The organism is Escherichia sp. E10V10 (genome assembly GCF_004211985.1).
Taxonomy (GTDB): domain Bacteria; phylum Pseudomonadota; class Gammaproteobacteria; order Enterobacterales; family Enterobacteriaceae; genus Escherichia.
In genome coordinates, this window is the sequence record NZ_RHJO01000001.1 from 651154 (window position 1) to 669387 (window position 18234).

At 50.1% G+C, this 18234-nt stretch carries 19 protein-coding genes; 12 read left to right on the top strand and 7 right to left on the bottom strand.

Features of this window, described 5'->3' with window-relative positions; translation table 11 throughout:
• The first annotated feature begins 104 nt into the window (after window positions 1-104).
• A complete protein-coding gene (lpxM, locus tag D9736_RS03015; protein ID WP_130208491.1) occupies window positions 105-1076 on the top strand; it encodes a lauroyl-Kdo(2)-lipid IV(A) myristoyltransferase in 972 nt (323 codons plus the stop codon).
• Between the two features lie 131 nt (window positions 1077-1207).
• On the opposite strand, the gene pyk is transcribed toward lpxM, so the two are convergent.
• Together pyk and hexR are read right to left on the bottom strand one after the other, a co-directional pair.
• Window positions 1208-2650, bottom strand: a complete 1443-nt coding sequence (gene pyk / locus D9736_RS03020) for a pyruvate kinase (RefSeq protein WP_130218706.1) — start codon at window positions 2648-2650, stop codon at window positions 1208-1210.
• A gap of 125 nt (window positions 2651-2775) precedes the next feature.
• Window positions 2776-3645, bottom strand: a complete 870-nt coding sequence (hexR, locus tag D9736_RS03025) for a DNA-binding transcriptional regulator HexR (protein WP_105289041.1) — start codon at window positions 3643-3645, stop codon at window positions 2776-2778.
• Window positions 3646-3981: 336 nt separating this feature from the next.
• Between hexR and zwf the strand changes: the two genes are divergently transcribed.
• The 3 genes from zwf to kdgA all read left to right on the top strand — a co-directional run bounded on the left by zwf (window position 3982) and on the right by kdgA (window position 8182).
• Window positions 3982-5457, top strand: coding sequence for a glucose-6-phosphate dehydrogenase (gene zwf / locus D9736_RS03030; RefSeq protein ID WP_130208489.1), 1476 nt, complete (start codon window positions 3982-3984; stop codon window positions 5455-5457).
• A gap of 234 nt (window positions 5458-5691) precedes the next feature.
• Entirely contained in the window at window positions 5692-7503 is a 1812-nt protein-coding gene (gene edd / locus D9736_RS03035) for a phosphogluconate dehydratase (RefSeq protein WP_130257656.1), read from the top strand.
• A 37-nt stretch (window positions 7504-7540) separates the two neighbouring features.
• Window positions 7541-8182: a bifunctional 4-hydroxy-2-oxoglutarate aldolase/2-dehydro-3-deoxy-phosphogluconate aldolase gene (kdgA, locus tag D9736_RS03040; protein WP_130257657.1), complete on the top strand. Its 642-nt coding sequence runs from the start codon at window positions 7541-7543 to the stop codon at window positions 8180-8182.
• 53 nt (window positions 8183-8235) lie between these two features.
• On the opposite strand, the gene purT is transcribed toward kdgA, so the two are convergent.
• Window positions 8236-9414: a formate-dependent phosphoribosylglycinamide formyltransferase gene (gene purT, locus D9736_RS03045; RefSeq protein WP_130257658.1), complete on the bottom strand. Its 1179-nt coding sequence runs from the start codon at window positions 9412-9414 to the stop codon at window positions 8236-8238.
• A gap of 141 nt (window positions 9415-9555) precedes the next feature.
• On the opposite strand from purT, the gene yebG reads away from it, so the two are divergent.
• From yebG to ptrB, 4 genes are all read left to right on the top strand, one after another.
• On the top strand, window positions 9556-9846 hold the full coding sequence (gene yebG / locus D9736_RS03050) for a DNA damage-inducible protein YebG (protein ID WP_130208483.1): 291 nt from the start codon (window positions 9556-9558) through the stop codon (window positions 9844-9846).
• A 66-nt stretch (window positions 9847-9912) separates the two neighbouring features.
• The gene (gene yebF, locus D9736_RS03055; RefSeq protein ID WP_130257659.1) at window positions 9913-10269 is read left to right on the top strand and encodes a protein YebF; all 357 of its coding nucleotides are present in this window, start codon (window positions 9913-9915) and stop codon (window positions 10267-10269) included.
• Window positions 10270-10564: 295 nt separating this feature from the next.
• Window positions 10565-11221 carry a tellurite resistance TerB family protein gene (locus tag D9736_RS03060; protein WP_064529265.1) on the top strand — a complete coding sequence of 219 codons (657 nt, stop codon included), beginning with the start codon at window positions 10565-10567 and terminating at the stop codon, window positions 11219-11221.
• 208 nt (window positions 11222-11429) lie between these two features.
• Window positions 11430-13490 carry an oligopeptidase B gene (gene ptrB, locus D9736_RS03065; protein ID WP_130218720.1) on the top strand — a complete coding sequence of 687 codons (2061 nt, stop codon included), beginning with the start codon at window positions 11430-11432 and terminating at the stop codon, window positions 13488-13490.
• Here ptrB and exoX read toward each other — a convergent pair.
• From exoX to holE, 3 genes are all read right to left on the bottom strand, one after another.
• Window positions 13487-14149, bottom strand: a complete 663-nt coding sequence (gene exoX / locus D9736_RS03070) for an exodeoxyribonuclease X (protein WP_130208475.1) — start codon at window positions 14147-14149, stop codon at window positions 13487-13489. The genes ptrB and exoX overlap by 4 nt on opposite strands.
• Before the next feature lie 24 nt (window positions 14150-14173).
• The gene (gene yobB, locus D9736_RS03075; RefSeq protein WP_130257660.1) at window positions 14174-14830 is read right to left on the bottom strand and encodes a carbon-nitrogen hydrolase family protein YobB; all 657 of its coding nucleotides are present in this window, start codon (window positions 14828-14830) and stop codon (window positions 14174-14176) included.
• 100 nt (window positions 14831-14930) lie between these two features.
• Window positions 14931-15161, bottom strand: coding sequence for a DNA polymerase III subunit theta (gene holE, locus D9736_RS03080; protein ID WP_000916758.1), 231 nt, complete (start codon window positions 15159-15161; stop codon window positions 14931-14933).
• Window positions 15162-15299: 138 nt separating this feature from the next.
• Between holE and yobA the strand changes: the two genes are divergently transcribed.
• The 4 genes from yobA (at window position 15300) to pphA (ending at window position 17969) form a co-directional block, all read left to right on the top strand.
• Complete coding sequence (gene yobA / locus D9736_RS03085; RefSeq protein ID WP_130257661.1) at window positions 15300-15674, top strand: CopC domain-containing protein YobA; 375 nt, start codon at window positions 15300-15302, stop codon at window positions 15672-15674.
• 3 nt (window positions 15675-15677) lie between these two features.
• Window positions 15678-16550 carry a copper homeostasis membrane protein CopD gene (gene copD, locus D9736_RS03090; RefSeq protein ID WP_130257662.1) on the top strand — a complete coding sequence of 291 codons (873 nt, stop codon included), beginning with the start codon at window positions 15678-15680 and terminating at the stop codon, window positions 16548-16550.
• A 13-nt stretch (window positions 16551-16563) separates the two neighbouring features.
• Window positions 16564-16905 carry a YebY family protein gene (locus D9736_RS03095; protein ID WP_130223527.1) on the top strand — a complete coding sequence of 114 codons (342 nt, stop codon included), beginning with the start codon at window positions 16564-16566 and terminating at the stop codon, window positions 16903-16905.
• A gap of 407 nt (window positions 16906-17312) precedes the next feature.
• Window positions 17313-17969, top strand: a complete 657-nt coding sequence (gene pphA, locus D9736_RS03100) for a protein-serine/threonine phosphatase (protein WP_130257663.1) — start codon at window positions 17313-17315, stop codon at window positions 17967-17969.
• Here pphA and D9736_RS03105 read toward each other — a convergent pair whose 3' ends face one another.
• Complete coding sequence (locus tag D9736_RS03105) at window positions 17970-18161, bottom strand: YebW family protein (protein WP_130208463.1); 192 nt, start codon at window positions 18159-18161, stop codon at window positions 17970-17972.
• Window positions 18162-18234 lie beyond the last annotated feature (73 nt).

The window sequence follows — 18234 nt, forward strand, 5'->3', positions numbered from 1 at the left end:
CAGCCGGTACGCAGTCAGTGCCGGCTTTTTTATTTGGTGCGGGGCAAGTTGCGCCGTTACACTACCACCAGATTGATTATTGCCTTATCCGAAACTGGAAAAGCATGGAAACGAAAAAAAATAATAGCGAATATATTCCTGAGTTTGATAAATCCTTTCGTCACCCTCGTTACTGGGGAGCCTGGTTGGGCGTGGCGGCAATGGCCGGTATTGCCTTAACACCAGCGAAATTCCGTGATCCAATTCTTGCGCGGTTGGGGCGTTTTGCCGGAAGACTGGGTAAAAGCTCACGTCGTCGGGCGTTGATCAATCTGTCTCTCTGCTTTCCCGAACGTAGCGAAGCCGAACGCGAAGCGATTGTTGATGAGATGTTTGCCACCGCGCCGCAAGCGATGGCAATGATGGCTGAACTGGCGATACGTGGGCCGGAGAAAATCCAGCCTCGCGTCGACTGGCAGGGGCTGGAGATCATCGAAGAGATGCGGCGTAACAACGAGAAAGTGATCTTTCTGGTACCGCACGGCTGGGCAGTTGATATCCCCGCTATGCTGATGGCCTCACAAGGGCAGAAAATGGCAGCGATGTTCCATAATCAGGGCAACCCGGTTTTTGATTATGTCTGGAACACGGTGCGTCGTCGTTTTGGCGGTCGTCTGCACGCGAGAAATGATGGTATTAAACCTTTCATCCAGTCGGTTCGTCAGGGCTACTGGGGCTATTATTTACCGGATCAGGATCATGGACCTGAACACAGCGAATTTGTTGATTTCTTCGCAACGTATAAAGCAACGCTGCCAGCAATTGGTCGCCTGATGAAAGTATGTCGCGCGCGTGTCGTTCCGCTGTTCCCAATCTATGATGGCAAGACCCATCGTCTGACGATTCAGGTTCGTCCACCGATGGATGACCTGTTAGAGGCGGATGACGCTACCATTGCACGGCGTATGAATGAAGAAGTCGAGATTTTTGTTGGCCCGCGACCAGAGCAGTACACCTGGATTTTAAAATTGCTGAAAACGCGCAAACCGGGCGAAATCCAGCCGTATAAGCGTAAAGATCTTTATCCCATCAAATAAAAAAAGCCTCTCGTGAGGAGAGGCCTTCGCCTGATGATAAGTTCAAGTTTGCTTCAGAAGATTAGAAATCTATTGAATTATCATTGAACTGTAGGCCGGATGAGGCGTTTTCGCCACATCCGGCAACGTACTTACTCTACCGTTAAAATACGCGTGGTATTCGTCGAACCCACGGTACTCATCACGTCGCCCTGGGTGACAATCACCAGATCACCAGACATCAGGTAGCCTTTATCGCGCAGCAGATTTACTGCTTCGCTGGCAGCAACCACGCCTTCATTTGCACTGTCAAAATAGACCGGCGTAACACCACGATAAAGCGCAGTCAGGTTCAGAGTGCGTTCATGACGAGACATGGCGAAAATCGGCAGACCGGAGCTGATACGGGAAGTCATCAGCGCGGTACGACCGGATTCGGTCATGGTGATGATCGCGGTAACGCCTTTCAGGTGGTTAGCCGCGTACATTGCGGACATCGCGATAGCTTCTTCCACATTGTCGAACTGAACATCCAGGCGGTGTTTAGACACATTGATGCTCGGGATTTTTTCGGCACCCAGGCAAACACGCGCCATTGCAGCAACGGTTTCAGATGGATACTGACCAGCGGCGGTTTCCGCAGACAACATTACGGCGTCAGTACCATCCAGAACAGCGTTCGCCACGTCCATGACTTCTGCACGCGTCGGCATTGGGTTGGTAATCATCGATTCCATCATCTGGGTAGCAGTAATGACTGCGCGGTTCAGCTGACGCGCGCGACGAATCAGCGCTTTCTGAATCCCAACCAGTTCCGGATCGCCAATCTCTACGCCGAGGTCGCCACGTGCGACCATCACCACGTCAGAAGCGAGGATAATGTCGTCCATTGCATCCTGGCTGCAAACGGCTTCTGCACGTTCAACTTTGGCGACAATTTTCGCATCACAACCTGCATCGCGCGCCAGACGACGAGCATAATTCAGATCTTCGCCGCAGCGTGGGAAAGAGACAGCCAAATAATCTACGCCAATCAATGCCGCAGTTTTAATGTCTGCTTTGTCTTTCTCTGTCAGCGCTTCAGCAGACAGACCACCACCGAGTTTGTTGATACCTTTATTATTGGAAAGAGGGCCGCCGACGGTCACTTCGGTGAACACTTTCAGGCCCTGAACTTCCAGTACTTTTAACTGTACGCGACCGTCGTCCAGCAGCAGAATGTCGCCAGGCACGACGTCAGCAGGCAGACCTTTATAGTCGATACCGACTTTTTCTTTATCGCCTTCACCTTTGCCCAAGTTGGCATCCAGCAGGAATTTATCCCCAATATTGAGGAAAACCTTACCTTCTTTAAAAGTTGATACGCGAATCTTTGGCCCCTGAAGGTCACCGAGAATAGCCACATGACGACCCAGTTTTGCGGCAATTTCACGAACTTTATCCGCGCGCATTTTATGGTCTTCAGGCGAGCCATGAGAAAAGTTCATTCGTACGACGTTTGCACCCGCTGCGATGACCTTTTCAAGGTTATTATCGCGATCGGTAGCTGGGCCTAACGTGGTAACGATTTTGGTTCTGCGAAGCCTTCTGGACATGTAATACTCCGTTGACTGAAACAACCAGGTGTTGCTTGAACATGAATTCGCATAAACTAAAACCATTATGGTTGTAATTTAAACACATGCGAATATCGTATAAGGATAGAACAGTGATAATCGATTTAGCGATCGTCACTCAATTTAAGTAACTGCTTATCAAAGCGCGATTCCTTGAGCGCTTCCTTGACCCGCTTCAAGTTATCTCTGAATTTTGTGCCGCGTCGCAAAGTAAATCCTGTTGCCAGCACATCTATCACGGTCAACTGCGCAAGTCGAGACACCATGGGCATATAAATGTCAGTATCTTCAGGTACGTCGAGGGTAATTGCCAGCGTTGCTTCCCGGGCGAGTGGCGTACCGGCGGAGGTGAGGGCAATTACCATCGCGTCGTTTTCCCGTGCTAACTGCGCCAGTTCAACCAGATTTTTGGTTCTCCCGGTGTGAGAAATCAGCACAACCACGTCTCCGTCGCTACAATTCATACAACTCATGCGTTGCAACACAATATCGTCGGAGTAAACCACTGGAACATTAAAGCGAAAAAACTTATTCATCGCATCGTGGGCGACGGCGGCAGAAGAGCCCAGACCGAAAAAGGCGATTTTTTTGGCCTGAGTCAGGAGATCGACGGCACGGTTGACGGCAGATTTATCCAGCGAGTGACGGACGTGATCGAGCGTGGCCATTGCCGACTCAAATATTTTCCCCGTGTATGATTCAACGCTGTCATCTTCATTAACGTTGCGATTAACATAGGGCGTGCCATTTGCCAGGCTTTGTGCCAGATGGAGTTTAAAATCAGGAAAACCGCGGGTGTCCATGCTGCGACAGAAACGATTCACCGTTGGTTCGCTAACATTGGCCTCAAGTGCCAGAGCAGCAATACTCGAATGGATCGCGTTGTCAGGCGAAGCAAGAATGACCTCGGCGACTTTTCGTTCTGATTTGCTCAAATGTTCCAGTTGAGACTGGATTTTTTCCAGCATATTCATGATGTAAAGAGACTCACGGTAATGACGATTTCCACACTGAAAGAAATCGAAATGCAGTTTGGTCTGATATTACGCCTGTGTGTCGTATTAATGACAAAAGCGGATAAAAAAGTTGTCATTTTTTTTCATAACATGATCAGTGTCAGATTTTTACCCAATGGAAAACGATGATTTTTTTATCAGTTTTGCCGCACTTTGCGCGCTTTTGCCGTAATCGCACAGGTGGATAAGCGTTTACAGTTTTCGCAAGCTCGTAAAAGCAGTACAGTGCACCGTAAGAAAATTACAAGTATACCCAGGCTTAAGTACCGGGTTAGTTAACTTAAGGAGAATGACATGGCGGTAACGCAAACAGCCCAGGCTTGTGACCTGGTCATTTTCGGCGCGAAAGGCGACCTTGCGCGTCGTAAATTGCTGCCTTCCCTGTATCAACTGGAAAAAGCCGGTCAGCTCAACCCGGATACCCGTATTATCGGCGTAGGGCGTGCTGACTGGGATAAAGCGGCATATACCAAAGTAGTCCGCGAAGCGCTGGAAACCTTCATGAAAGAAACTATTGATGAAGGTTTATGGGACACCCTGAGTGCACGTCTGGATTTTTGTAATCTCGATGTCAATGACACCGCTGCATTCAGTCGTCTTGGTGCGATGCTGGATCAAAAAAATCGTATCACCATTAACTACTTTGCCATGCCGCCAGGCACTTTTGGCGCAATCTGCAAAGGGCTTGGTGAGGCGAAACTGAACGGCAAACCGGCGCGTGTGGTGATGGAAAAACCGCTGGGGACGTCGCTGGCGACCTCGCAGGAAATCAACGATCAGGTCGGTGAATATTTCGAGGAGTGCCAGGTATACCGTATCGACCATTACCTTGGTAAAGAAACGGTGCTGAACCTGTTGGCGCTGCGTTTTGCTAACTCCCTATTTGTGAACAACTGGGACAACCGCACTATTGATCATGTTGAGATTACCGTGGCAGAAGAAGTGGGGATCGAAGGGCGCTGGGGCTATTTTGATAAAGCCGGTCAGATGCGCGACATGATCCAGAACCACCTGCTACAAATTCTCTGCATGATTGCGATGTCTCCGCCGTCTGATCTGAGCGCAGACAGCATCCGCGATGAAAAAGTGAAAGTACTGAAGTCTCTGCGCCGCATTGACCGCTCCAACGTACGCGAAAAAACCGTACGCGGGCAATACACTGCGGGCTTCGCCCAGGGCAAAAAAGTGCCGGGCTACCTGGAAGAAGAGGGCGCGAACAAAAGCAGTAACACGGAAACCTTCGTGGCTATCCGTGTCGATATCGACAACTGGCGCTGGGCTGGCGTACCGTTCTACCTGCGTACCGGTAAACGTTTGCCGACCAAATGCTCTGAAGTGGTGGTCTATTTCAAAACGCCAGAGCTCAATCTGTTTAAAGAGTCGTGGCAGGACCTGCCGCAGAACAAACTGACTATCCGTCTGCAACCTGATGAAGGCGTGGATATTCAAGTGTTGAACAAGGTTCCTGGTCTTGATCACAAACATAACCTGCAAATCACCAAGCTGGATCTGAGCTATTCAGAAACCTTTAATCAGACGCATCTGGCAGATGCTTATGAACGTCTGCTGCTGGAAACCATGCGCGGTATTCAGGCGCTGTTTGTACGTCGTGATGAAGTGGAAGAAGCCTGGAAATGGGTGGACTCCATTACTGAAGCATGGGCGATGGATAACGATGCGCCGAAACCGTATCAGGCCGGAACCTGGGGACCGGTTGCTTCGGTGGCGATGATTACCCGTGATGGCCGTTCCTGGAATGAGTTTGAGTAATATCTGCACTCATCCTTTATGGTTATTTTACCGGTAACATGATCTTGCACAGATTGTAGAACAATTTTTACACTTTCAGGCCTCGTGCGGATTCACCCGCGAGGCTTTTTTTATTACACTGACTGAAACGTTTCTGCCCTATGAGCTCCGGTTACAGGCGTTTCACTCATAAATCCTCTGAATGAAACGCGTTGTGAATCATCCTGCTCTGACAACTCAATTTCAGGAGCCTTTATGAATCCACAATTGTTACGCGTAACAAATCGAATCATTGAACGTTCGCGCGAGACTCGTTCTGCTTACCTCGCCCGGATCGAACAAGCGAAAACTTCGACCGTTCATCGTTCGCAGTTGGCATGCGGTAACCTGGCTCACGGTTTCGCCGCTTGCCAGCCAGAAGACAAAGCCTCCCTGAAAAGCATGTTGCGTAACAATATCGCTATCATCACCTCCTACAACGACATGCTCTCCGCTCACCAGCCTTATGAACATTATCCAGAGATTATTCGTAAAGCACTGCATGAAGCTAATGCGGTTGGCCAGGTTGCGGGTGGTGTTCCGGCGATGTGTGATGGTGTCACCCAGGGGCAGGATGGTATGGAACTGTCGCTGTTAAGCCGCGAAGTCATTGCGATGTCTGCGGCTGTGGGGCTGTCCCATAACATGTTTGATGGCGCGTTGTTCCTCGGCGTGTGCGATAAGATTGTCCCTGGGCTGACGATGGCAGCGCTGTCGTTCGGTCATCTGCCTGCGGTATTTGTGCCGTCAGGTCCGATGGCAAGCGGGTTGCCAAATAAAGAAAAAGTGCGTATTCGCCAGCTTTATGCCGAAGGGAAGGTGGATCGAATGGCACTGCTGGAGTCAGAGGCTGCGTCTTATCATGCCCCTGGTACATGTACTTTCTACGGTACTGCCAACACCAACCAGATGGTGGTGGAGTTTATGGGGATGCAGTTGCCGGGCTCTTCTTTTGTTCATCCAGACTCCCCGTTACGTGATGCATTAACCGCAGCCGCTGCGCGCCAGGTTACACGCATGACCGGCAACGGCAATGAATGGATGCCGATCGGTAAGATGATCGACGAGAAAGTGGTGGTGAACGGTATTGTTGCACTGCTGGCGACCGGTGGTTCTACTAACCACACCATGCACCTGGTGGCGATGGCGCGTGCGGCCGGTGTTCAGATCAACTGGGATGACTTCTCTGACCTTTCTGATGTCGTACCTCTGATGGCGCGTTTGTATCCAAACGGTCCGGCCGATATTAACCACTTCCAGGCGGCGGGTGGTGTACCGGTTCTGGTGCGTGAACTGCTCAAGGCGGGCCTGTTGCATGAAGATGTCAATACGGTGGCGGGCTTTGGTCTTTCGCGCTATACCCTCGAACCATGGCTGAATAACGGCGAGCTGGACTGGCGCGAAGGTGCAGACAAATCGCTCGACAGCAATGTGATTGCTTCCTTTGAACAACCTTTCTCGCATCATGGCGGGACAAAAGTGTTAAGCGGCAACCTGGGCCGTGCCGTCATGAAAACCTCTGCAGTGCCGGTTGAAAACCAGGTGATTGAAGCGCCTGCTGTTGTTTTCGAGAGCCAGCATGACGTTATGCCTGCTTTTGAAGCAGGTATGCTGGACCGTGATTGTGTGGTTGTTGTCCGCCATCAGGGGCCAAAAGCGAACGGAATGCCAGAATTACATAAACTCATGCCGCCACTTGGTGTATTATTGGACCGGCGTTTCAAAATTGCGTTAGTTACCGATGGACGACTCTCTGGTGCTTCAGGTAAAGTGCCGTCAGCTATCCACGTAACACCAGAAGCCTACGATGGTGGGCTGCTGGCAAAAGTGCGCGATGGGGACATCATTCGTGTGAATGGACAGACAGGCGAACTGACGCTGCTGGTAGACGAAGCTGAACTGGCTGCTCGCGAACCGCACATTCCTGACCTGAGCGCTTCACGCGTGGGAACAGGACGTGAATTATTCAGCGCCTTGCGCGAAAAACTGTCCGGTGCCGAACAGGGCGCAACCTGTATCACTTTTTAAGACGACAAAATTTGTAATCAGGCGAGAGAAAACTCTGATGAAAAACTGGAAAACAAGTGCAGAATCAATCCTGACCACCGGCCCGGTTGTACCGGTTATCGTGGTAAATAAACTGGAACACGCGGTGCCAATGGCAAAAGCGTTGGTTGCTGGTGGGGTGCGCGTTCTGGAAGTGACTCTGCGTACGGCGTGTGCAGTTGATGCTATCCGCGCTATCGCCAAAGAAGTGCCGGAAGCGATTGTCGGTGCCGGTACGGTGCTGAATCCGCAGCAACTGGCAGAAGTGACTGAAGCGGGAGCACAGTTCGCAATCAGCCCAGGTCTGACTGAACCACTGCTGAAAGCGGCGACAGAAGGGACTATTCCTCTGATTCCAGGTATCAGCACTGTTTCCGAACTGATGCTGGGTATGGACTACGGCCTGAAAGAGTTCAAATTCTTCCCGGCAGAAGCTAATGGCGGCGTGAAAGCACTGCAGGCAATTGCAGGTCCGTTCTCTCAGGTTCGTTTCTGCCCGACTGGCGGTATTTCTCCGGCTAACTACCGTGATTACCTGGCGCTGAAAAGCGTACTGTGCATTGGTGGTTCCTGGCTGGTTCCGGCAGATGCGCTGGAAGCGGGCGATTACGAGCGCATTACTAAGCTGGCGCGTGAAGCAGTAGAAGGCGCGAAGCTGTAACAGTCAAAATGCCCGATCGTGGATCGGGCATTTTTGTCGCGTTTTTGCCAGATTTAACCTTGTACTTTTACCTGTGCGGCGGCGTGCTTCGCGCGTTCAATCGCTTCATCAACACTTTCTGCTGTAGCCAGCGCAACCCCCAGACGACGGCTACCATCAATTTCCGGCTTACCAAATAAACGAATCTGCAAACCTGCGCCAACGGCCTTCTGCACGTTGTCAAACGTGACATTCTGGCTGGTCAGTTGCGGCAGGATAACGGCTGAAGCGGCAGGACCATACTGGCGAATCCCGCCCACCGGCAGTCCCAGGAAAGCACGCACATGCAGGGCAAACTCAGAAAGATCTTGAGAAATTAACGTCACCATCCCGGTATCATGCGGGCGAGGGGAGACTTCACTAAAAATCACCTCATCACCACAGACAAACAACTCGACACCAAACAGTCCATAACCACCCAGTGCCAGCACCACCTTGCGGGCAATCTCCTGCGCACGTTCGAGGGCCAGTGGACTCATTTGCTGCGGTTGCCAGGATTCACGATAGTCACCGTCTTCCTGGCGATGACCTACAGGCGCACAGAAATGAACACCATCTACCGCGCTGACGGTCAGCAGGGTAATTTCGAAATCAAACTTAACGACGCCTTCAACAATCACGCGACCCGCTCCGGCGCGACCACCTTGCTGGGCGTACTCCCATGCCTGAGTCAGTTGTTCGGCAGAGCGAATAAACGTCTGCCCCTTGCCGGAAGAACTCATCACCGGTTTAACAATGCAGGGGTAGCCAATGGCGGCGACCGCCTCGAGGAAAAGGTCTTCGCTATCAGCAAAACGATAAGTTGAAGTGGGAAGCTGAAGCTCTTCCGCAGCCAGACGACGAATACCTTCGCGGTTCATCGTCAATTGTGTTGCACGCGCGCAGGGGACAACATTTAGCCCTTCCTCTTCAAGCTGGATCAGCATATCGGTAGCAATAGCTTCGATCTCCGGCACGATATAATGTGGTTTTTCCAGTTCAACAACACGGCGCAATGCGTCGCCATCCAGCATATTAATGACATGGGCGCGATGCGCGACATGCATGGCGGGCGCGTCGGCGTAGCGATCGACCGCAATCACCTCTATGCCGAGGCGTTGGCATTCGATAGCCACTTCTTTACCCAGTTCACCGGAGCCCAATAACATCACGCGAGTTGCTGCCGGACGCAGCGCAGTGCCTAATAACGTCATAACGAATATCCCCTGATTAATTCCGCGTGAAGTATAAACGAAAACGTTTGCGCGTGTCTTTATTGCTTGATTGCTTGCGTTGATTTCTCGACTGAAAAGAAATATACTGTATAAAATTACAGTTATGGTGAGAGGCTGCAAATGGCGGTTGAAATTAAATACGTAGTCATTCGTGAGGGCGAAGAGAAGATGTCGTTTACCAGCAAAAAGGAAGCCGATGCTTATGACAAAATGCTCGATACAGCGGATCTACTCGACACATGGTTGGCGAATTCTCCGGTGACAATGGAAGACGAGCAGCGTGAGGCGCTTTCTTTGTGGTTGGCAGAACAAAAAGATGTGCTTAGTACCATTCTGAAAACCGGCAAATTACCTTCTCCTCAGGTGGTCGATACTGACACGGATGGGGAAGGTGAAACTCACGCCGCCTGAAGCAACTTGCGCTCCTGATAATTTGTACCATGCTTTCTCCTGAATCATTGTGCTATGGAGAAAAACATGAAAAAAAGAGGAGCGTTGTTGGGGCTGTTGTTGGTTTCCGCCTGTGCATCAGTTTTCGCTGCCAATAACGAAACCAGCAAGTCGGTAACTTTCCCGAAATGTGAAGGTTTAGATGCAGCCGGAATCGCTGCGAGTGTAAAACGAGATTATCAGCAAAACCGCGTGGCGCGCTGGGCCGACGATCAAAAAATCGTCGGTCAGGCCGATCCGGTGGCGTGGGTTAGTTTGCAGGATATTCAGGGGAAAGATGATAAATGGTCGGTACCGCTGACCGTGCGTGGTAAAAGTGCCGATATTCATTATCTGGTTAATGTGGATTGTAAAGCGGGAATGGCGGGATATCAGCGGCGCTAATGGCTTCTGATAATTCGGTTTACCGCTGGCGGATGCGGCGCGAGCGCCTTATCCGCCCAACAATGCACTAACTCCCCAGAATCCTGATAAGAAACGCCAGGTTCGCATAAGACAATCACAATCAAATCTACAAGCCTCAAATTAATCACATCACCCGGCACCTTACCTGACGTGAATTTCCTGTGAGGACTGCCTCCCGTCCCGCTTTTTTGCGCATCTTTTGTCTCTATATACACTTTCTGACATCCTCATTCGCTATGCTATTGCCATTAAAATGGTGAATTGAGGAGCAAAAATGGCTAACTGGTTAAATCAACTGCAATCCCTTCTTGGGCAAAGCAGTTCTTCCTCTTCGTCTACAGATCAGGGATTGGGAAAACTTTTAGTACCCGGCGCATTAGGCGGGTTGGCAGGGCTGCTGGTTGCGAATAAATCAGCGCGTAAACTATTAACGAAATACGGTACAAACGCGTTGCTGGTCGGTGGCGGAGCGGTCGCCGGTACAGTACTGTGGAACAAATACAAAGATAAAATTCGTGCGGCACATCAGAACGAACCGCAATTCGGCACTCAAAGTACGCCGCTGGATGAACGTACAGAACGTTTAATCCTCGCCCTGGTTTTTGCTGCCAAAAGCGATGGTCATATCGATAGTAAAGAACGCGCGGCTATCGACCAGCAATTGCGTGAAGCTGGTGTTGAAGAGCAGGGGCGTGTACTGATCGAACAGGCAATCGAGCAACCATTGGATCCGCAGCGCCTGGCCCAGGGGATTCGCAACGAAGAAGAGGCACTGGAGATCTATTTCCTGAGCTGTGCGGCTATTGATATTGACCATTTTATGGAGCGCAGTTACCTGAATGCACTGGGGGATGCGCTGAAAATTCCCCAGGAAGTCCGTGAAGGAATTGAACGCGATCTCGAACAGCAAAAACGCACTTTGTCTGAATAATATCTCACTCCGTATAGCCTGATATGCCTGTTTATCGGGCTATACAAAACCGCACAGCTATTTGAGCGAATTAATTTTCGCTGGCGACATCCTTTCGATTTTCACGCCATTACCTGTCATCATCTATACAATGACCGCCCTGTTTCGCTTGCATCCCGGGTGAGTTTTGCCACCCTTATAAGATGTTTCAACCAGAAAGAACAATAACATGCTACCAAAAGCCGCCCGCATCCCCCATGCCATGACGCTTCATGGCGACACGCGCATCGATAATTACTACTGGCTGCGGGACGACACACGCTCGCAGCCGGAAGTGCTGGATTACCTGCAACAAGAAAATAGCTACGGTCATCAGGTCATGGCGTCGCAACAAGCTTTGCAGGATCGGATATTAAAAGAAATCATTGACCGCATACCGCAAAGAGAAGTCTCTGCACCTTACGTCAAAAATGGCTATCGCTACCGGCAAATTTATGAACCTGGTTGTGAATATGCAATCTACCAGCGTCAGTCGGCGTTCAGTGAAGAGTGGGACGAATGGGAGACTCTGCTCGATGCGAACAAACGGGCGGCGCACAGTGAATTTTATTCAATGGGCGGAATGGCGATTACGCCCGATAACACGATTATGGCACTTGCAGAAGATTTTCTTTCCCGACGCCAGTACGGTATCCGTTTTCGCAATCTGGAAACGGGCAACTGGTATCCTGAACTGCTGGACAACGTGGAACCCAGCTTTGTCTGGGCGAATGACTCCTGGACATTTTATTATGTTCGCAAGCATCCGGTGACGTTGTTGCCGTATCAGGTCTGGCGGCATGCCATTGGCACTCCAGCATCTGAAGACAAACTGATTTACGAAGAAAAAGACGATACCTTTTACGTCAGCCTACATAAAACGACGTCGAAACACTATGTGGTTATTCACCTTGCCAGCGCAACTACCAGTGAAGTTCGGCTGCTGGATGCAGAGCTGGCCGATGCCGAGCCGTTTGTCTTTTTACCGCGTCGCAAAGATCACGAATACAGTCTTGATCACTACCAGCATCGGTTTTATCTGCGCTCCAACCGTAACGGCAAAAATTTTGGCTTATACCGTACCCGTATGCGTGATGAGCAAGCGTGGGAAGAGTTAATCCCACCGCGCGATAACATCATGCTCGAAGGCTTTACGCTGTTTACTGACTGGTTGGTGGTTGAAGAGCGTCAGCGTGGGTTAACCAGTCTGCGGCAAATCAACCGCAAAACGCGGGAGGTTATCGGCATTGCCTTTGATGATCCGGCTTACGTTACCTGGATTGCCTATAACCCGGAACCTGAAACCTCACGATTGCGTTATGGCTATTCCTCCATGACTACGCCAGATACATTGTTTGAACTGGATATGGATACCGGAGAGCGTCGGGTATTAAAACAAACGGAAGTCCCTGGTTTCGATGCGGCGAATTACCGCAGCGAACACTTGTGGATCACCGCTCGTGATGGCGTCGAAGTGCCTGTTTCGCTGGTCTACCATCGCAAGCATTTCCAGAAAGGCCACAACCCGCTGCTGGTATATGGATATGGCTCGTACGGCGCAAGCATTGATGCCGATTTCAGTTTTAGCCGCCTGAGTTTGTTGGATCGCGGTTTTGTCTACGCCATTGTCCATGTCCGTGGCGGCGGCGAGCTGGGGCAGCAATGGTACGAAGACGGTAAATTCCTGAAAAAGAAAAATACCTTTAATGACTATCTCGATGCCTGCGACGCATTGTTAAAACTGGGCTACGGTTCACCTTCACTCTGTTATGCGATGGGGGGCAGTGCTGGCGGTATGTTGATGGGCGTTGCAATTAATGAGCGCCCCGAGTTATTCCACGGCGTGATTGCCCAGGTACCGTTTGTTGATGTTGTAACAACGATGCTTGATGAGTCGATTCCTCTTACTACCGGCGAATTTGAAGAGTGGGGAAATCCGCAGGATCCGCAATATTATGAGTATATGAAAAGCTACAGCCCGTATGACAATGTCACGGCTCAGGCTTATCCGCATCTGCTGGTAACGACCGGATTACACGATTCACAGGTGCAATACTGGGAACCGGCAAAATGGGTGGCTAAGCTGCGCGAGCTTAAAACTGATAACCATCTATTATTGCTTTGTACCGACATGGATTCAGGGCATGGCGGTAAATCCGGACGTTTTAAATCCTACGAAGGTGTGGCGATGGAATATGCTTTTCTGATAGCCCTGGCGCAGGGGACATTACCAGGCCAATCAGCGGGTTAAACACTCTCCAGATAATGCTTCAAGGTTAAACGTAACTCCGGGCTCATACTGTCAAGGTTGTTAAACAACCAGCGCAGATAGCCCGGATCGCGCTTTGCAACGTCTGATACGGCTTTACCGCGATACTTGCCAAACGTGAACGTCGTCAACAACGACGGCCGCCCGGTGATATCCGCCATCTGCTCCGCCGTCCAGCCTGATGTGTTCATAATATCGATAAGCAGGGCTGCGGTAATATAGCAATCATACAGCGCGCGGTGGTGATGCAGACCCGATGGTGTCTGGACATTCAGCTTGCGCGATTTATACAGTGCCATATTGCTATACTTGATTCCTGGCCACAAACGACGAGCCAGTTTCATGGTGCAAATCCACTCACCGGGCATTTCTGGCAATACCCGGCGGTCAAAACTGGCATTGTGGGCGACATACCATTCGCTACCGTAATAGTGCGGGATAACTTCTTCAATCCACGGTTTGTCGGCAACCATGGACTCTGTGATACGGTGAATCGCCATGGCTTGTGGACTGATGGGACGGTCGGGACGCACAAGGTGGCTCATAGGGTTGACGATTTTCCCGTTAACAACATCAACAGAGGCAATTTCAACGATCCCTCCCTGCAAACCGCAGGTTTCTGTATCGATAATGCGCAACATGGTCATGCTCCAGGAAGAAAACGCCTAGCGTAATGGAATGATATCGCCTTGCCAACCCTGCGAAGAGCGCTGGCCAACCAACAAAAGCGAACCGCGATCGGCGCGGACGATAAGGCGGCCATGTTCATCCCACAGCGCGCTGTTCCCGCGGGCGTTCGCCATTAGTACGGCGATGGAGTATTGATGTGAGAAAAACTCTAAGCGTCGAGTGGAAGCCGACAAATCAGGCTCGCTGATGCACTGGCCTGTGGTGAAGAGTGAACAGCTCGGATCCATATCAATACCTTCCGGTTGTCCATCCACTACAGTGATGGTTTTAGAAAGTTGACCCAGGCATGCGCCATGACTTTGATGATAAATTCCTGGCGTTTTCATCCAGGGGGCGAATACGGCAATACCGCGAATAAAACGCTCATTATATTCAACGGGAAGGCCAGCAATAATGGTCATTCGCGAGGTTGTTGCTGCATAACAAAGCGGGTCTAAAAGCGAGAGATCGGGCGGAGACGGAAGCGCACGTCGTTTGTAATCACATCCCAGTAGAGAAAGTGAGGGAAAAACCAAAAGTTCGCACTGGTGTCTGGCGGCAGCCCTCACGAACTCCAGATGATGGGCTACCTGTTCGGTGAGTGAAGCATTACGAGGCTCATATTGTGCTGCTGCAACTTTCCAGTACGACATGATGACTTCCTTTTCATAGTGTCTGCGAATAATGGCGTGTATGAGAAAATACGTATAATTTAGCAGGTGCCATGTAAGAAAGTGTAACTTAATATAAGGTTTATTTAAGTTTGGGCTCGTAAGGTAAACGTGACAGATTTACAGAGGCGAGACGGTGGGCGATAAGGCGCTCACGAAACCAGCCACGCAAGTGTTCCGGTTGTTCACGTTCAACCGCTTCAGCAATCACCGGCATATTGTACCGTTCTTTAAATGCCACTCCGGCAGCGGCCAGATCGACATTTACTTTATCCATTTCAGTTTGATCCAGTTTGGCCAGATTCTTCAACATACGGTGTCTCCTCGTTAATTGCGGGCAAAAGTTACTAAGAGTCAGCCAGGATGGCAAGCCTGAATTGATGATCCTCGACTCTCTCATTAGACAAGGTTATGCTCTGTAAAAAACTCATTACAAAAAGGAATAGATAATATGGTTTCAACTGCGCGTTCTCTTCGTTATACGCTGGCAATCATTGCCGGTTTGCTGGCGGCCCCTTCCGTCTGGGCTCATGCGCACCTGACTCACCAGTATCCTTCGGCGAATGCGGCGGTCACCGCTGCCCCACAGGCCGTTACTTTAAATTTCTCTGAAGATATTGAACCTGGATTCAGTGGGGCCAAAATCATCGGCCCGAAGAATGAAAATGTTAAAACATTACCCGCGAAGCGTAATGAACAAGACAAAAAGCAATTGATCGTTCCGCTTGCCGACGCCCTGAATCCCGGAAGTTATACCGTTGACTGGCATGTTGTTTCGGTGGACGGGCATAAAACCAAAGGGCAGTACACATTTACTGTGAAATAAAGCATGTTAGCGCTTACCTGGGTCACACTGCGATTTATCCATTTTATCTCTCTGATGCTGGTTTTTGGCTTCGCGATGTACGGGGCATGGTTGGCACCAGTGACGATTCGTCGATTATTGACGAAGCGTTTTTTGCGTTTACAACAGCACGCAGCCGCATGGAGTTTGATCAGTGCCGCAGCGATGTTCGCCGTTCAGGGTGGGTTGATGGGGGCGGGATGGCCAGATGTAGTTTTGCTGAGCATCTGGCAGTCGGTGTTACAAACGCACTTCGGAGGCGTCTGGATCTGGCAAATCGTTCTCGCTCTCGTTACGTTGACCGTCGTTCTGATGCAACCACGGAATATGTTGCGGTTACTGTTTATGCTGACTACCGCGCAATTTATCCTGATGGCGGGTATGGGACACGCGACATTAAATGAAGGATTAACCGCAAAAATTCATCAGACCAATCACGCCGTACATCTTATCTGTGCTGCCGCATGGTTTGGAGGGCTACTGCCGGTTGTCTGGTGTATGCGGCTGGTGAAAGGGCGCTGGAAACGCCCGGCCATTCATGCGCTGATGCGTTTTTCCTGGTGCGGACATTTTGCTGTCATTGGCGTGCTAGTGAGTGGTGTGCTCAATGCATTACTCATCACGGGATTTCCCCCCACGCTTGCCTCTTACTGGGGCCAGCTCTTATTGCTCAAAATCATACTGGTTATGATTATGGTGGTTATCGCGCTGGCAAATCGTTATGTTCTGGTCCCGAGAATGCGGCATGATGAAGACCGGGCTGTTCCCTGGTTTGTATGGATGACTCAACTCGAATGGGCGATAGGCGCGGTGGTACTGGTGATTATCAGCCTGCTAGCGACTCTGGAACCGTTTTGATGGATTATGATAAATGATGAAAAAAAGTATATTGGCGTTTTTGTTGCTCACCAGTTCCACTGCGGCGCTGGCGGCTCCTCAGGTGATTACCGTCAGCCGTTTTGAAATTGGTAAAGACAAATGGGCGTTTAATCGCGAAGAAGTGATGTTGACATGCCGAGCGGGTAATGCGCTGTATGTCATTAACCCCAGCACCCTGGTGCAATACCCTTTGAACGATGTTGCGCAAAAAGAGGTTTCCAGTGGGAAGACTAAGGCCCAGCCTATTTCAGTGATCCAGATTGAAGATCCCAACAAACCCGGTGAAAAAATGAGCCTGATGCCATTTATAGAACGAGCTGAAAAACTTTGCTGATTACCTGAATTAGTCTTTTGATTTGCCAAAAAAAACGCCCAGGATCTTTTATCAGATCGGGCGTTTTTTTTACTTTTAAAACGATGATTAAGACGCTTTTTTCTGACCACTTTTCGTGTGGACTGGAAAACCTGGCGTCGTCATCTATTCTTAAAGGGCTAGGCAACTAAGCCTGCATTAATGCCAACTTTTAGCGCACGGCTCTCTCCCAAGAGCCATTTCCCTGGACCGAATACAGGAATCGTATTCGGTCTCTTTTTATCTATTAAGCCAGCGGATGAATACATCACTGTTTTCCCTGTGCTGACTTCACAATCAACCATAACACACACTCTACTGCTTCAGTCCAGCCTTTTTTAACATTTATGTTAAAATAATGTGACCTTCTGCGCGGGAGTAAAAAATTGATGAAAGAGGCAGGCCGCACCTATCAGAAAATTGATGGCAGCCATTGGCGACATATCTGGTTGGTGGGGGATATTCATGGTTGCCTTGGGCTACTGCGTATCAAATTATGGCATTGCCGTTTTGACCCGTGGCAAGACTTATTGATCTCGGTAGGTGATGTTATTGATCGTGGTCCTGAGAGTTTACGTTGTCTTCAACTACTGGAGCAACGCTGGGTCAGAGCGGTAAGAGGCAATCATGAGCAGATGGCGATAGATGCGCTGGCCGCGCAGCAGATGTCTTTATGGTATATGAACGGTGGCGACTGGTTTGCTGCGCTGGCAGATAAGCAACAGAAGCAAGCAGAAAGGGCGCTCACCAAATGCCAGCATTTACCTTTTATTCTTGAATTAAACAGTCGCACTGGCAAACACGTTATTGTCCATGCTGATTATCCTGACGATGTTTATCAATGGCAAAAGGACGTCGATTTGCACCAGGTATTGTGGGGTCGTTCGCGATTACGTGAAGGCCAAAAAGGGCAGGGAATTACCGGTGCTGACCATTTCTGGTTTGGTCATACGCCGTTACCTCATCGCGTAGATATTGGAAACTTGCATTATATAGACACCGGCGCCGTCTTCGGAGGGACACTCACAGTGGAACAACTCCAGTAATTAAAAGTCACTGTACTCCTGCGCGGGCCGCCAGAACCCATCAATAAAATCCTCAACAGGAAAGCAGCCGCCGTGGCGGATCCGTTGATCGTCCATTGAGTAGACACACTGCTGTTCCGTGTTGTAAACATCAACAACAATATCTTCACAGCCAGCATCCAGATAGCAAACAAAAAGTACCAGCGCGAACATTTCATCCTCGAAGTGTGGTGCCGTACCGTTAAGTTTAGGAGAGGATTTTACTTCGGGGAAATAACCAGAATAA

Coding starts and splice junctions, on each gene's coding strand:
- yebF (WP_130257659.1), top strand. CDS start 9,913: ATGAAAAAAAGAGGAGCGTTGTTGGGGCTGTTGTTGGTTTCCGCCTGT.
- lpxM (WP_130208491.1), top strand. CDS start 105: ATGGAAACGAAAAAAAATAATAGCGAATATATTCCTGAGTTTGATAAA.
- zwf (WP_130208489.1), top strand. CDS start 3,982: ATGGCGGTAACGCAAACAGCCCAGGCTTGTGACCTGGTCATTTTCGGC.
- exoX (WP_130208475.1), bottom strand. CDS start 14,149: ATGTTGCGCATTATCGATACAGAAACCTGCGGTTTGCAGGGAGGGATC.
- yobB (WP_130257660.1), bottom strand. CDS start 14,830: ATGTCGTACTGGAAAGTTGCAGCAGCACAATATGAGCCTCGTAATGCT.
- yebG (WP_130208483.1), top strand. CDS start 9,556: ATGGCGGTTGAAATTAAATACGTAGTCATTCGTGAGGGCGAAGAGAAG.
- D9736_RS03060 (WP_064529265.1), top strand. CDS start 10,565: ATGGCTAACTGGTTAAATCAACTGCAATCCCTTCTTGGGCAAAGCAGT.
- D9736_RS03105 (WP_130208463.1), bottom strand. CDS start 18,161: ATGTTCGCGCTGGTACTTTTTGTTTGCTATCTGGATGCTGGCTGTGAA.
- copD (WP_130257662.1), top strand. CDS start 15,678: ATGTTAGCGCTTACCTGGGTCACACTGCGATTTATCCATTTTATCTCT.
- holE (WP_000916758.1), bottom strand. CDS start 15,161: ATGTTGAAGAATCTGGCCAAACTGGATCAAACTGAAATGGATAAAGTA.
- kdgA (WP_130257657.1), top strand. CDS start 7,541: ATGAAAAACTGGAAAACAAGTGCAGAATCAATCCTGACCACCGGCCCG.
- hexR (WP_105289041.1), bottom strand. CDS start 3,645: ATGAATATGCTGGAAAAAATCCAGTCTCAACTGGAACATTTGAGCAAA.
- purT (WP_130257658.1), bottom strand. CDS start 9,414: ATGACGTTATTAGGCACTGCGCTGCGTCCGGCAGCAACTCGCGTGATG.
- D9736_RS03095 (WP_130223527.1), top strand. CDS start 16,564: ATGATGAAAAAAAGTATATTGGCGTTTTTGTTGCTCACCAGTTCCACT.
- yobA (WP_130257661.1), top strand. CDS start 15,300: ATGGTTTCAACTGCGCGTTCTCTTCGTTATACGCTGGCAATCATTGCC.
- pphA (WP_130257663.1), top strand. CDS start 17,313: ATGAAAGAGGCAGGCCGCACCTATCAGAAAATTGATGGCAGCCATTGG.
- ptrB (WP_130218720.1), top strand. CDS start 11,430: ATGCTACCAAAAGCCGCCCGCATCCCCCATGCCATGACGCTTCATGGC.
- edd (WP_130257656.1), top strand. CDS start 5,692: ATGAATCCACAATTGTTACGCGTAACAAATCGAATCATTGAACGTTCG.
- pyk (WP_130218706.1), bottom strand. CDS start 2,650: ATGTCCAGAAGGCTTCGCAGAACCAAAATCGTTACCACGTTAGGCCCA.